Raw genomic sequence first — 14,049 nt, forward strand, 5'->3', positions numbered from 1 at the left:
GTGAAAAAGATTGCTTTATTTCCAGGGAGTTTTGACCCATTGACATCCGGTCATGTTGATCTGATCGAGCGAGGAGCCACGCTTTTCGATGAATTGATCGTCGGCGTTTTTACAAACACCAATAAAAAAAGTTTTTTTACGAGTGAAGAAAAAGTTCATTTGATCGAAGAAGCCCTCGCCCATATTCCTAACGTCAAAATTCTGGCACAAGAAACAGAGCTAACAGTCACGATTGCGAAAAAATTAGGTGCCCAGTTTCTGCTTAGAGGCATTCGCAGTGTGAAAGACTATGAATATGAGCGGGACATTATGGAAATGAACCATCACCTAGAACCCTCATTAGAGACCGTCTTTCTTTTAGCAGACGCAAAACATAGTTTCATCAGTTCCAGTTTGTTGAAAGAGATCTTAACCTTTAACGGCGATGTTGCCGAATATTTACCTCAAAATATCTACGATGCTATAGTAAAGAAGCGTGATACCAATGAATCTTAAATCAACGATCAAATATGTTCTCTTGTTTGTTTTAGCGCTGATCATCGCCGCTTGTGCCTTTTTGCCGATTCCCTATTATATCGAGCAACCAGGAGCAACGATCGATTTAAAAGAGCTGATTACCGTCAATCAAAAAGAAGACACATCAGCCGGCTCCTTTTCTTTGACCAGTGTTGGAATTCGACAAGCTACCGTGTTCACAGCGATTGGAACGAAATTCAATGAATTCCAAGACTTGATCAGTGAGGAAGAACTTTTAGGCGGTGCGACAGATGAGGAGTACAACCGCATTCAACGCTACTATATGGAATCCTCGCAAAATAGTGCGATTGAGCAAGCATTAAAGCTAGCAGACTTACCTTATGAAATGACCTATAAAGGGGTCTATGTCATGGGGATCGATCCAAATTCCAGCTTTGCTGGGACAATATCCGTTGGAGATACCGTCACCGCAGTCAATGGTAAAGAATTTAAAAGCAGTCAAGATTTTATCGACTACGTCCAAAGTCAAACCATTGGTGATGAAATCACCGTGACTTACTTGCAAGATGGCGAAGAAAAAGAAGCAACGGGCAAACTAATTGAACTGGAGAGCAATCAAAAAGCCGGTATCGGCATCTCCCTCGTCGATCATACAGAGATCACTTCTGATGAAGAGATCGTGATCGATTCTGGCAATATCGGAGGACCTTCCGCTGGTTTGATGTTCACCCTTGAAATCTATGAACAGTTGACCGGAGATAACCTACGTAAAGGCCACAACATAGCTGGGACAGGAACGATCTCAGCTGACGGAACCGTTGGTCGAATCGGTGGGATCGATAAAAAAGTAGCGAGTGCCAGTGAAAGTGGTGCAGAAATCTTCTTTGCCCCAGATGATGAAATCACTGACGAAGAGCGTGAAATAGATCCTTCCATCAAAACAAATTATGAAGAGGCAGTGGCAGCAGCGAAGAAGTTAGACACGGATATGAAAATCGTTCCGATCGCCAATGTCCAAGATGCCTTGGATTATCTAGCAACACTAAAAGAAGCAAATTAAAACGGCGCTCGCCGTTTTTTTTATTGTCTAAAGAATACAGTAGGCTCAAAGAAAAGGTTATGCTATACTTTTAGATAAGGAGTGTGAATCTAGTGGAATTAAAAAGACAACAACCGATCGTTGAAGCATATCATTTCGATATGAAACCGAAAGACAAAGAAATGGAAACCAAATTGAATGTCGGCTTTGCGCCGTTAAAAGTCAAAGATGAAGAATATATGGAAAAAAACAGTATTATTGGCGCCCGGCTAGAATTTCAATTAGTGTTCCCTGATTATGTTTTGTCAGGACGTGTCGGACAGGTCAATCATATTTTGAATCGTAAAGTCAATTCTGGAGAAGATCTAACAAAAGCTGAAACTGATCGTTTGGTTGAGCCATTGTTTGATATCGTCAAACGCCTGACGTATGAGGTGACAGAAATCGTGACCGACAAACCAGGACTCCAACTGAACTTCAATACCAACTCGAACCCCACACAAGAATCGACCGAAGAAGAAAAATAAGTTGAAATAGGAGGGATTTCCATTGTTTTCCAACCAAATGCAAGTGATGCTCTACGTTGATGATGTGACGAAAGCTGTCGAATTTTGGCAAGAATTAGGCTTTGTGATCATTGAACAGCAAACGATCGATGGAACATCCGTTGTCGAAATCGCTCCTTCAAAAGAGGCAGAGGTTCATTTTGTCTTATATGACCGTGAGTTCATCGAAACGCACTCACCTGAAGTCGCATTAAATTCCCCATCGATCATGTTTTTTGCTGAGGATATTACAGCTCTCTATAAAAAACTTTTAGAGATGGAAGCAGAAGTCGGCGAATTGATTCAGATGGAAGAACAGCTGGTTTTCAATTTTGCCGATCCGGATGGCAATTATTTTGCTGTTTCAGGAAAATAGGTTTTACCGATCGTAATCAATCATTCGTCTTTATGAACCCGACTCTATGCTGTCGAACCGTTCAAGACGAATGATTGTTTTTTGATTTTAATGCAAGACATTTTGCAGCCAAAGGGCTAAAATTGATAATAAGAGACTCAATTGCCTTTAAGGAGGGAATGACTATGCAAAACTATCTTTATGCAATCAGTGATATTCATGGAATGGCCGATCTTTTTAAAAGTCTTCTTGCGGAATATGATCCGAAAATCCATCAGTTGCTTTTGATTGGTGATCTAAATGACCGAGGACCAAAGTCCAAAGAGTGTTTAATGCTCGGAAAGAAATTAGTTGAAGAACATCAAGCGATTTATTTACGTGGCAATCACGAAGAGTATTTTCTGCAATTTCTAAATGCCCCAGAGGATTGGTTCGCCGCCTACGTACGCAATGGCGGCAAAGAAACGATTGAAAGTCTTTTACATTCAGGAGCTACTGAAGAGTATTCGCCAACGGAAATTGCCTTGATGATCCGAAGTAGATATGGAGACTTAATAGAGTTTTTGATGGAGCGGCCGCTTTATTACGAATGGGGGAAGTATCTTTTTGTCCATGCGGGCGTGGATTTAAGTAAAAAAGATTGGCGGAAGACCGCCGACCACGATTTTATCTGGATTCGCGAGCCATTTCATAAAGGAAAAAACCGTACAGGAAAAACGATCGTTTTTGGTCATACCATCACGCCAATGCTGCATGGAGATATGCAGACGACGGATCTTTGGCAACAAGACGACAAAATCGGCATCGATGGCGGGGCAGTATTTGGTGGATCGGTGCATGGCGTGATTTTTGATGACAAAGGGGTCCTTCAGGATATCGAATATCAAAATTTAGCAGGACCTTGGCAACCAGACTTTTAAAAGTCTTTTCTAAAAAGAGAAAAGCAGCCATTACAAGAGCCCCGAAGCAATGTTCCTTTCGTGCCTTCTTGTTTCCTCAATGGCTGACTTTTTTATGTTAAAATAGCAAAAGCAACAAAGGAAAGGTGAGAACGAATGGCAGAAATGAATCAAGAGGTACTTGATTTAGTGAAACAAGAACTAACCGCTTTTACCCAAAAACAAATCAGTACGGTGTTACAATTATTGCAAGAAGGAAATACCGTTCCGTTTATTGCCCGCTACCGTAAAGAAATGACGAATGGACTTGACGAAGTTCAGATTCGAGAAATCGAAGAGCGGTATCAGTACTTAGAAAACCTAGAGAAACGCAAGCAAGAAGTTTTGCGCTTGATAGAAGAACAAGAAAAGCTAACGCCTGAACTATCACAGGCGATTTTAGCTGCGACAAAAATGCAGGCCGTCGAAGACCTGTATCGTCCTTACAAACAAAAACGACGCACCAAAGCGACGATCGCCAAAGAAAATGGCTTGGAACCATTTGCTCAGTGGCTGTTAAGCTTCTCAAAAACAGGTGATGTACAAGAAAAAGCGGCCGAATTTATGAGTGATGCTGTTCCTACTGTAGAAGATGTCTTGGCTGGCGCCCATGAGATCATTGCAGAAGGCGTTGGTGATACTGCTGAATTTCGAAGTTGGATTCGGAGCTATTATTCTAACAAAGGACTGTATAAGAGCACGGTCAAAAATGCTGAAAAAGATGAAAAAGGCGTTTATGAAATGTATTACGATTTCCAACATCCTATCAATAAGATGGTTTCCCACCGGGTTTTAGCCACCAATCGTGGAGAAAAAGAAGACATTTTGAAGGTAACGCTTGTGGCAGATGAAGAAAAAATCACGGAGTACCTACGTCGGAAATTGATCACGAATAGTGATTCACCCGCAGCCAGTTTTGTCCAAACTGCTGCTGCTGACGCCTTGAAACGGTTTATCTTACCAGCGATCGAACGAGAGATCCGCAATGAATTGACAGAAAAAGCCGACGAACAAGCAATTGCGATTTTTGGAGAAAATCTTCGCAATCTGTTGCTGCAGCCGCCATTGAAGGGCAAAATCGTTTTAGGTTTTGATCCAGCGTATCGAACGGGCTGTAAATTGGCCGTCGTTGATGAGACAGGAAAAGTACTAGCGATCGAAGTGATCTATCCCCATAAACCGGCGCCGATAAACAAACGAGAAGCGGCTGGACCAGCGTTTCGTCGCTTATTGCAAACCTATAAAGTTGAAATGGTCGCAATCGGTAATGGAACGGCGAGTCGAGAGTCAGAGCAATTCGTCGCTGAACAATTAAAATTGATCGATCAAGAAGTATATTATGTGATCGTGAATGAGGCAGGCGCTTCTGTTTATTCGGCCAGTCCGATCGCCCGGCAAGAATTCCCTGATCTGCAAGTGGAAGAACGCAGTGCCATCAGTATTGGTCGCCGTCTGCAAGATCCGCTGGCAGAATTAGTCAAAATTGATCCACAATCGGTGGGCGTCGGGCAATATCAGCATGACGTCTCACAAAAACGCTTAGCCGAACAATTGGATTTTGTCGTTGAAACAGTCGTCAACCAAGTAGGCGTTGATGTCAATACCGCAAGTGCGGCACTCTTACAGCACGTGGCTGGTCTAAATAAAACGACCGCTCAAAATATTGTGACTTATCGAGAAGAAAAGGGGGTATTTACGCAGCGAAATCAACTGAAAAAAGTCCCTCGCTTAGGGCCAAAGGCCTATGAACAGGCAATCGGGTTTATGCGGATTCCTGGCGGAAAAGTCATTTTGGACAATACCGGGATTCATCCAGAAAGTTATGAAACTGCCAAAGAAATTTTGGCGCTCGCGGATATTTCTCTAGCGGAGCTTGGGAAAGAACAATCGGAAGAAAATAAAGTGAAGTTGGCGCAAATGCGTCCAGCAGAACTTTCTGCTAAATTGTCTGTCGGGAAAGAAACCATCACAGATATCTTAAAAGCGTTAATGCAGCCAGGACGTGATATGCGGGATGAAATGCCAGCCCCATTATTGCGCAAAGATGTGTTGAGTATGGAGGATCTAAAACCGGGAATGGAATTGAAAGGAACTGTTCGAAATGTGATCGACTTTGGTGCTTTCGTCGATATCGGTGTCAAACAAGATGGACTGGTTCATTTGTCGAAGCTGAGCCGTTCGTTTGTAAAACATCCGAAAGACGTTGTTTCCGTTGGTGACGTCGTAACCGTTTGGATCGAGCAAGTAGATGTCAAAAAAGGCCGTATCAGTTTAACAATGGTCGATCCAGGAAATGCTAAATGACCCAACAAGAATTGCAGCGTTTGGTGGAAGAGCTTTCGCTGTCTGTTTTCAATAAACCATTTACGCATCGAGCGGTATTTAATTCTCGCTTAAAAACAACCGGTGGCCGTTACCATCTAAGTGATCACCACTTGGATTTCAATCCAGTGATGCTTACTGAACACGGGATGGAGGTTTTTATCGGCATTATCAAGCATGAATTATGTCACTATCATTTGCATTTAGCAGGTCTTGGTCATCGTCACCAAGATCCTGCTTTTAAAGCATTGCTGGCAAAAACGGGAGGCCTGCGGTATGCACCTCCTGCCATAAGAACAGCTAAGCATTGCTATCGATGTCAAAATTGTGGCTGCGAGATTCGGCGGCAGCGGCGTGTGGATATCAAAAAATTTGTTTGTGGAAAATGTCGCGGACGTTTGCTAGAAATAGGAAATGATGAGAAAAGTCAAGTCGAAAAATAAAACTCGTTGCTATTTTTTTCATTTTGTATGATAATGTAGGTCGTGTGACAACCTGATATTTGTCAATACACGCGTTTTTTTACGACGCGGATTTGAGAAAAGAGGATTATAATAATGGAAAATCAAAACAAAATACATCATTTTGTTGGAATCAAAGGTTCCGGTATGAGTTCATTGGCTTTGATTCTGCACGAAAAAGGCTACCAAGTACAAGGCTCTGATGTGGAAGAATATTTCTTCACTCAACGTGATCTAGAAAAAGCAGCAATCAAATTGTTGCCTTTCGATAAAGCAAACATTCAACCAGAAATGGTCATTATCCAAGGGAATGCTTTCCCTGACACCCACGAAGAAATCATACGGGCCAAAGAACTTGGTTTAGAAGTCACTCGTTATCATGACTTTATTGGCCAATTCATTCAGCCCTATACGAGTATTGCTGTGACTGGTTCTCACGGAAAAACCAGTACGACAGGATTGCTTTCTCATGTTTTAAGCGGCATCCGGCCAACAAGTTTCTTGATTGGCGATGGTACCGGTCATGGAGAGCCCGATGCGGAATTCTTCTCGTTTGAAGCTTGTGAATACCGCCGTCATTTCTTAGCTTATTCACCGGACTATGCAATTATGACCAACATCGATTTTGATCATCCGGACTATTTCCACTCGATTGACGATGTCTTCTCAGCCTTTCAATCGATGGCAAGTCAAGTAAAAAAAGGCATTTTTGCTTTTGGTGATGACGAGTACCTGCGTAAACTTGAAGCAGATGTCCCGATCTACTATTACGGCGTCAACGATAACGACGATGTTCAAGCAAAAAACATTGAACGCACCACCCAAGGTTCAGAGTTCGACGTCTTTATCCATGGTGAAAATATTGGCCATTTTGTCTTGCCAGCGTTTGGTCAACACAACATCAACAACGCACTCAGTGTGATCGCTGTGGCTTACAAAGAAGGATTGGACATGAAAGAAGTTGCCGCTGAGATGCTCTCATTCCCTGGAGTGAAACGTCGCTTCAGCGAAAAAATCGTAGCGGATATGACGATCGTAGACGACTACGCCCATCATCCTGCAGAAATCAAAGCAACGATTGATGGCGCTCGTCAAAAATATCCGGATAAAGAGATTATTGCTGTCTTCCAACCTCATACCTTTACCCGTACGATCGCTTTAATGGATGAATTTGCGGAAGCGTTAGATCTTGCAGACCATGTGTATCTATGTGACATTTTTGGATCTGCCCGTGAATCTCGAGGGGATGTTAAGATTGAAGATCTGGGCAATAAAATTCAAAGAGGCGGAACTGTGATCAAAGAAGAGAACGTTTCTCCGCTACTAGATCATCAAAATGCTGTCGTGATTTTCATGGGAGCAGGAGATGTGCAAAAATTTGAAACAGCCTATGAAAAACTACTAAGCAATACAACTCGTAACGTATTGTAATCAAAGACTCTTGTGGCGTGTTTGCTGCAAGAGTTTTTTACATCTGAAGTTTTTGCAAAAGCAGCACCGCGAACTTGCACTTTTGTCGGCATCTGATAGAATATACTAAGATGAAACTATTCTTTTTGGAGGAATTAAATTTTGAATATAGGAAAACCGCGAAAAATAGGGAAAAGTATTGAAGATATCGAGGAAGGCGATTCGTTATCCTTAACAGAATCGATCGAAGACAATCAACTGTTGTTATATTTAGGGCTTACTAATGATGCAAACCCTTTGTATATTCAACATGACTACACGCAAAATACTGAGTATCAGCGTCCAATCGTCCCATCCATCATGTTGATGGGGATCATCACCAGTGCCGTATCGAAGCATTTGCCTGGTCCTGGCTCTCATGTAGTCAATTTTTCGGTGAACTTTATTGAACCTGTATATCATTATGAAACATTGACCTTTGAATTCGAAGTGATCAAAGTGGATAAAATGAAAGACGTGGTAACTATTTCGGTTGAAGCGATCAACACAGAAGATCATCGTATTTTAGATGCTGTGGTCATGGTCCAGCCGCCAAAAGCAGTAGCAGTAAATGAGGAGGAACAACAAGATGAATAATTTAAACAATGAAACCGTCCAAGCTCAAGGCTTAAATCGCTTTTATTCAAAAGTGTATTTATTCTTCGGCGTTGGGCTTGCGATCAGTGCGATCTCGGCCTATATTTTTGGGGAAGTCTTCAAAGCGCAAACCCTGCAATTTATCAACAATTTTCCGCTAGGATTTACCGGTCTTTGGATCTTACAGATCATTTTAGTCATTGTATTAGGTGTGAAGGCGCAGAAAAATCCGTCCTTGACCGTTGCTGGCTTTTTAGTCTATTCGCTCTTGAATGGATTGACCTTGTCTGTGACATTGATGATCTATGACTTTGGATCGATCGTGGGAGCATTTGTTTCAGCAGCCGTCACTTTTGGTGTCATGTCAGCATTTGGGATCATGACCAAACGTGATCTAAGTGTGGTTGGTCGTATCGGCTATGGTCTGTTGATCGGGATCATCATCTCAACGCTCTTGAATGTATTTATTTTACGCAGTCAACCGGTTGACTTTTTCTTATCGATCGTGACCGTCTTTGTCTTTATGGGAATCACCGCTTATGACAATCAGCAAATCCGCAATGTATACTTCGCAACGAATGGTGGCGCAAATACTGGAGTGGCCGTTTTCATGGCATTACAACTGTATTTAGACTTCATCAACTTATTCCTAGCGTTATTGCGAATCTTTGGCAAAAACAACTAAAAAAAGTGCGAGGAAACTCGCCTTTTTTTTTGTATAAAATGAGAGAGAAAACAAAGCAATTCATCGCTTTTGTGCCCGTTCTTTGATAGAATAAAGAGGAACTTTTTGAGAAAAGGAGTAATCAAATGCCAAAAAATAAATTACTACTCGTTGATGGGAATAGTGTGGCTTTTCGCGCGTTTTTTGCGTTGCATAATTCATTAGAACGGTTTAAAAATGCCAACGGGCTGCACACAAATGCCATCTATGCGTTTCATACTATGTTTGAAAATGTGATGGCAAAAGAACAGCCAACACATGTTTTAGTGGCTTTTGATGCTGGAAAAACCACCTTCAGGACAGCGATGTATGAAGATTATAAAGGTGGGCGTTCAAAAACCCCTGGGGAATTTAAAGAACAAATGCCTTACATTCGCGAATTGATCAACGCGTTAGGTGTTCAATACTACGAATTAGATAACTATGAAGCCGATGATATCATTGGCACATTGGCAAATAAAGTCGATAAAGAGCTATTTGATGTCGTCGTTTTATCTGGCGATCGCGATTTGACCCAGCTGGCAACGGAGCACGTGAAAGTTGACATTACGGTCAAAGGCGTTAGCGAAATTGAAAGTTATACGCCCGCTCATGTGGCTGAAAAATATGACGGCCTAACGCCCTTACAAATCATCGACATGAAAGGACTAGCTGGCGATGCTTCCGATAATATTCCCGGCGTCACCAAAATTGGTGAGAAGACAGCCATTAAGCTTTTAAAGGAATATGGCTCCGTTGAGGGAATCTATGAACACATCGATGAAATGAAAAAAAGCAAGATGAAAGAAAACTTGATCAATGACCGTGAGATCGCCTTTCTTTCAAAACAATTAGCAACCATCGATGTGGATGCGCCCATTGAGGTCGATGTCGACAAACTGAAATATGAAGGCAAAGATTTAGAGAAATTGGTGCCATTCTACCAAGAAATGAACTTTAATAGCTTCTTAGATAAGCTGCAAATTACAGCTGAACCAGTTGAGATGGAAGACATTTTGTTTTCGGTCGTTGAAGAAGTAACGGAAGATATGTTCCAGGGAGACACAGCATTGTATGTCGAGATGATGGGGGATAACTATCATTTGGAAGACATTGTCGGTGTTGCTTGGGGCAATCAAGAAAAAATTTATGTCAGCAATCGTGAAGAATTGTTTGAAAGTCCAGCCTTTACCGATTGGTTAAAAGACGAGAAACGTAAAAAATTCGTCTATGATGCCAAACGCACGTACGTGGCGTTAAACCGGTACACGACAGCACCAAAAGGAATCGCTTTTGATGTTTTATTGGCAGCTTATCTTTTAGACACGAATGATACGAATAATGACATCGCAGGTGTTGCCGCTCACTATGGCTATGATGCGATCCAATCGGATGAAGCGATTTATGGAAAAGGAGCGAAAAAAGGGCTGCCGGCGGATGAGGAAGACTTCTTTGCTCATTTAGCCCGTAAAGTAGCGGCGATTACAAACCTAACCCCAAAACTTACGGAAGAATTGGCAGCGAAGAATCAAACAGCGCTCTTTGAAGAAATGGAATTGCCTTTATCAATGATTTTAGCTGAGATGGAGATTACCGGTATCAAAGTTGATGCGTCTCGCTTGCATCAGATGAAGGGCGAATTTGCACAACGGTTGCATGAAATTGAAGAAAAAATCTACGCCGAAGCTGGAGAAACCTTCAACTTAAACTCGCCGAAACAACTGGGTGTGATCTTATTTGAAAAAATGGGCTTACCAGTTATCAAAAAAACCAAAACTGGCTATTCGACAGCAGTTGATGTGTTAGAACAACTAAAAGAGCAAGCACCAATCGTTGAAGACATTTTGACTTATCGTCAAATCGCTAAGATCCAATCAACCTATGTAGAAGGCTTATTAAAAGTGATCCAAGGAGATGGCAAAGTCCATACGCGATATGTACAAACCTTGACCCAAACTGGTCGTTTAAGTTCTGTCGATCCAAACTTACAAAACATTCCGATTCGTTTAGAAGAAGGTCGAAAGATCCGCGAAGCCTTTGTGCCACGAGAAACTGATTGGGTGATCTATTCCTCTGACTACTCTCAAATCGAACTACGGGTGTTGGCACATATTTCAGATGATACCCATTTGAAAGAAGCCTTTATCGAAGGTCAGGATATCCACTCAAGTACAGCGATGCGAGTCTTTGGTATCGAAAAAGCAGAAGATGTGACACCAAATATGCGTCGTCAAGCCAAAGCGGTCAACTTCGGTATCGTTTATGGGATTTCTGATTATGGCTTATCACAGAATCTAGGAATCACCAGAAAAGCCGCCCAACAATACATCGATACGTATTTTGAAAAATATCCTGGTGTGAAAACGTATATGGAGGATGTGGTTCGTGAGGCGAAGGACAAAGGGTACGTTGAAACCTTGTATCATCGCCGTCGTTACCTACCTGATATCAATTCTCGCAATTTCAATATTCGGACTTTTGCTGAAAGAACCGCCATCAATACACCGATTCAAGGCAGTGCGGCGGATATCTTAAAAATTGCCATGATCGATCTGGCGAAACGTTTGAAAGAAGAAAAATTAGCAGCAACGATGCTGCTGCAAGTACACGATGAACTAGTCTTTGAAGTACCTGAATCTGAATTGCCTCGTCTTGACGCTTTGGTGAAAGAAGTGATGGAGCAAGCCGTTGCATTGCATGTCCCTTTACTGACAGACAGCAATTGGGGCAAAACATGGTACGATGCAAAATAAATGAGGTGAACAGAGGTGCCGGAATTACCAGAAGTTGAAACGGTCCGCAAAGGACTTGAAAAACTTGTTTTAAATAAAACGATCGAATCGGTCGAGATCCTTTGGCCGCGAATCATCGAAAGTCCTGAAGTGCCGATCTTTTCGGCACTGTTGAAAGGGCAACGTTTTGAAAAATTTGAACGACGTGGAAAATTTTTGATTTTTAAATTGACAGATTATGATCTGATCTCTCATCTACGAATGGAAGGCAAGTACGAGTATTTTGAGTCAGACCCGATTGTCGATAAACATACACATGTCATTTTCCATTTTACAGATGGCAGTCAGTTAAATTACCATGATGTAAGAAAATTTGGTCGTATGACCTTAGTGGATAAAGACCAAAGCGCAGCCTATAAAGGGATCATGCAATTAGGTCCTGAACCTAAGCCTGAATTGTTTTTATTAGAAGCATTTGAACAAGGATTGAAGCGTTCGAAAAAAGCCATCAAACCGTTATTGCTTGACCAAAAGCTCGTTACTGGTTTGGGCAATATTTATGTAGATGAGGCGCTGTGGCAAGCAAAAATCCATCCAGAGCAACCAGCGGATTCATTAATGCCAACTGAAGTAGATGTGCTGCATGAAGCAATCATCGATGTCTTAGAGCGAGCTGTTGAAGCAGGCGGAACTACCATTCGGACCTATCTCAATGCACTAGGAGAAGCCGGGAAATTCCAAATGTCATTAAATGTCTATGGCCAGACAGGCAATCCTTGTGGCCGATGTGGCACACCAATCGTCAAGATCAAAGTTGCCCAACGGGGGACGCATTTTTGTCCTCAGTGTCAAAAACTGCATGTGAGGTCCAACAAATGAGTTTTGTTTTAGGCGTCACTGGGGGAATTGCCACTGGAAAAAGTACTGCAGTCGCGCATTTTCGTTCACTGGGTTTACCGATTATTGATGCCGATATCATCGCAAGAGAAGTCGTTGAACCGAATACGGAGGGCTTGCAGGCGGTGACGCAAGCCTTTGGTCCGCAGATTTTGACCGATGATGGGCACCTAGATCGACAAACCCTCGGTGCTTTGATTTTTAACGATCCAGAAAAACGCCGCATGCTGAATCAGACGTTATCTCCTTTTATTCGACAAGAGATTTTGTCTCAGATCGAAGAAAAAAAACAGGAAGTGCCCTTGTTGATCGTTGACATTCCTTTGCTTTATGAAGCCGACTACGACCAATACATGGATCAAACCGCAGTCGTTTATGTGCCAGAAGCGATTCAAAAAGAGCGGTTGATGGCACGTAATCAATTGAATGAGCAAGACGCGCAACAACGAATCGACAGTCAGCTTTCAATTGAGAAAAAGAAACAACGGGCCGATATTGTCTTTGATAATCAAGGAACGATCGCCCAACTCAATCAGCAGATCGATGATTGGCTCGCATCTATAAATAAATAGGTAAAGCAGCAGGTTCCCTTTCACTAAAGGGAACCTGCTATTTTATCTTTCAATAGCAAACCTAGCCCTATCATTTCCAAAAACAACTGGCGCTGAAACATGTCGGAAACTGTTTGGTTTGGAAAGTAAGACGATCGTTTATGAATGGTTAAATATCAAAGTACCAGCCCTGATTTATTTTGGGGTCACGATCACGCGATTGCTGGAAAAGGGGTGAAGAACGATCGGCTGATCATAAAAAGAGGTGAGAACCTCCTCAGTAAAAATCGTCTCTCGTTGACCAGCGGCGTGGACTTTGCCGTTTTTTAACATCAGCAAATGAGTGAAAATCGGTAGTAGCTCTTCTGTATGATGGGTAACGTAAAGAAGAGTCGGCGTATTCGGCAGTTGTGAAAAAGCCTCCAGACGGGTTAGCAGTTCTTCTCGCGCAAATAGATCAAGGCCCGTACAAGGTTCGTCCAAAATCAGGATCTCTGGTTGTGCCATCATGGCCCGTGCGATCATGACAAATTGTTTTTCTCCTTGAGAAAGGACGTGATAGGAACGATGGATCAGATGAGTCAGCCTCAAGTCAGCCAAAAGTGCTTTTGCTTGGTCCAGTTGGTTTTCATCATAAGATTCATAAAGACCAATACTGGAATAAAGCCCGGATAGAACGATCTCTTCAGCCCGGTCTCGTCCATAAAACTTATTTTGTAAAGCGGAACTAACCCAACCGATGCGCCGTTGAAGATCCGGGACAGACGTTTTGCCGTATCGTTCACCTAGGACTGTTCGGTGACCAGAAGAAGGCCATAAAGTTCCTGTAATCAGCTGCAAAAGTAAACTTTTCCCCGCGCCATTCAGGCCTAAAACCGCCCAATGCTCATTTTTTTCCACTTGCCAATTGATGGTTTCTAATAAAAATTTTTGGTTGCGAATGATTGAAACCTGTTGAAAATCAAGGACTGTCATCGATAATC

General features: G+C 42.3%; 14 protein-coding genes. 13 read left to right on the forward strand and 1 reads right to left on the reverse strand.

From position 1 onward, the window contains the following. The 13 genes from coaD to coaE all read left to right on the forward strand — a co-directional run bounded on the left by coaD (nucleotide 1) and on the right by coaE (nucleotide 13,087). Nucleotides 1-495, forward strand: a complete 495-nt coding sequence (coaD, locus tag IGI88_RS15535; protein ID WP_005231326.1) for a pantetheine-phosphate adenylyltransferase — start codon at nucleotides 1-3, stop codon at nucleotides 493-495. Beyond that, a complete protein-coding gene (locus IGI88_RS15540) occupies nucleotides 485-1,537 on the forward strand; it encodes a SepM family pheromone-processing serine protease (RefSeq protein ID WP_429960759.1) in 1,053 nt (350 codons plus the stop codon). The genes coaD and IGI88_RS15540 overlap by 11 nt, the downstream gene beginning before the upstream one ends. 92 nt (nucleotides 1,538-1,629) lie before the next feature. Next, nucleotides 1,630-2,043, forward strand: coding sequence for a DUF1149 family protein (locus IGI88_RS15545; protein ID WP_008380094.1), 414 nt, complete (start codon nucleotides 1,630-1,632; stop codon nucleotides 2,041-2,043). Nucleotides 2,044-2,065: 22 nt separating this feature from the next. Further along, nucleotides 2,066-2,437: a VOC family protein gene (locus tag IGI88_RS15550; protein ID WP_005235761.1), complete on the forward strand. Its 372-nt coding sequence runs from the start codon at nucleotides 2,066-2,068 to the stop codon at nucleotides 2,435-2,437. Between the two features lie 164 nt (nucleotides 2,438-2,601). Beyond that, a complete protein-coding gene (locus IGI88_RS15555; RefSeq protein ID WP_034878541.1) occupies nucleotides 2,602-3,336 on the forward strand; it encodes a metallophosphoesterase family protein in 735 nt (244 codons plus the stop codon). Between the two features lie 135 nt (nucleotides 3,337-3,471). Further along, nucleotides 3,472-5,658: a Tex family protein gene (locus IGI88_RS15560; RefSeq protein WP_429960760.1), complete on the forward strand. Its 2,187-nt coding sequence runs from the start codon at nucleotides 3,472-3,474 to the stop codon at nucleotides 5,656-5,658. Then, nucleotides 5,655-6,119 carry a SprT family protein gene (locus IGI88_RS15565; RefSeq protein ID WP_005235765.1) on the forward strand — a complete coding sequence of 155 codons (465 nt, stop codon included), beginning with the start codon at nucleotides 5,655-5,657 and terminating at the stop codon, nucleotides 6,117-6,119. The genes IGI88_RS15560 and IGI88_RS15565 overlap by 4 nt, the downstream gene beginning before the upstream one ends. 114 nt (nucleotides 6,120-6,233) lie before the next feature. Then, nucleotides 6,234-7,568 carry a UDP-N-acetylmuramate--L-alanine ligase gene (murC, locus tag IGI88_RS15570; protein ID WP_005235767.1) on the forward strand — a complete coding sequence of 445 codons (1,335 nt, stop codon included), beginning with the start codon at nucleotides 6,234-6,236 and terminating at the stop codon, nucleotides 7,566-7,568. 141 nt (nucleotides 7,569-7,709) lie between these two features. Further along, the gene (locus IGI88_RS15575; RefSeq protein ID WP_005235769.1) at nucleotides 7,710-8,183 is read left to right on the forward strand and encodes a MaoC family dehydratase; all 474 of its coding nucleotides are present in this window, start codon (nucleotides 7,710-7,712) and stop codon (nucleotides 8,181-8,183) included. After that, the gene (locus IGI88_RS15580) at nucleotides 8,176-8,868 is read left to right on the forward strand and encodes a Bax inhibitor-1/YccA family protein (RefSeq protein ID WP_087664096.1); all 693 of its coding nucleotides are present in this window, start codon (nucleotides 8,176-8,178) and stop codon (nucleotides 8,866-8,868) included. The genes IGI88_RS15575 and IGI88_RS15580 overlap by 8 nt, the downstream gene beginning before the upstream one ends. Nucleotides 8,869-8,993: 125 nt before the next feature. Beyond that, on the forward strand, nucleotides 8,994-11,639 hold the full coding sequence (gene polA, locus IGI88_RS15585) for a DNA polymerase I (protein ID WP_005235779.1): 2,646 nt from the start codon (nucleotides 8,994-8,996) through the stop codon (nucleotides 11,637-11,639). A 15-nt stretch (nucleotides 11,640-11,654) separates the two neighbouring features. After that, nucleotides 11,655-12,497, forward strand: a complete 843-nt coding sequence (gene mutM / locus IGI88_RS15590) for a DNA-formamidopyrimidine glycosylase (protein WP_016620072.1) — start codon at nucleotides 11,655-11,657, stop codon at nucleotides 12,495-12,497. After that, nucleotides 12,494-13,087, forward strand: coding sequence for a dephospho-CoA kinase (coaE, locus tag IGI88_RS15595; protein WP_086299408.1), 594 nt, complete (start codon nucleotides 12,494-12,496; stop codon nucleotides 13,085-13,087). The genes mutM and coaE overlap by 4 nt, the downstream gene beginning before the upstream one ends. Before the next feature lie 174 nt (nucleotides 13,088-13,261). On the opposite strand, the gene IGI88_RS15600 is transcribed toward coaE, so the two are convergent. After that, nucleotides 13,262-14,041, reverse strand: coding sequence for an ABC transporter ATP-binding protein (locus IGI88_RS15600; RefSeq protein WP_061054212.1), 780 nt, complete (start codon nucleotides 14,039-14,041; stop codon nucleotides 13,262-13,264). Nucleotides 14,042-14,049: the final 8 nt, after the last annotated feature.

The organism is Enterococcus sp. AZ179 (genome assembly GCF_050498885.1).
Classification (GTDB): domain Bacteria; phylum Bacillota; class Bacilli; order Lactobacillales; family Enterococcaceae; genus Enterococcus_D; species Enterococcus_D entomosocium.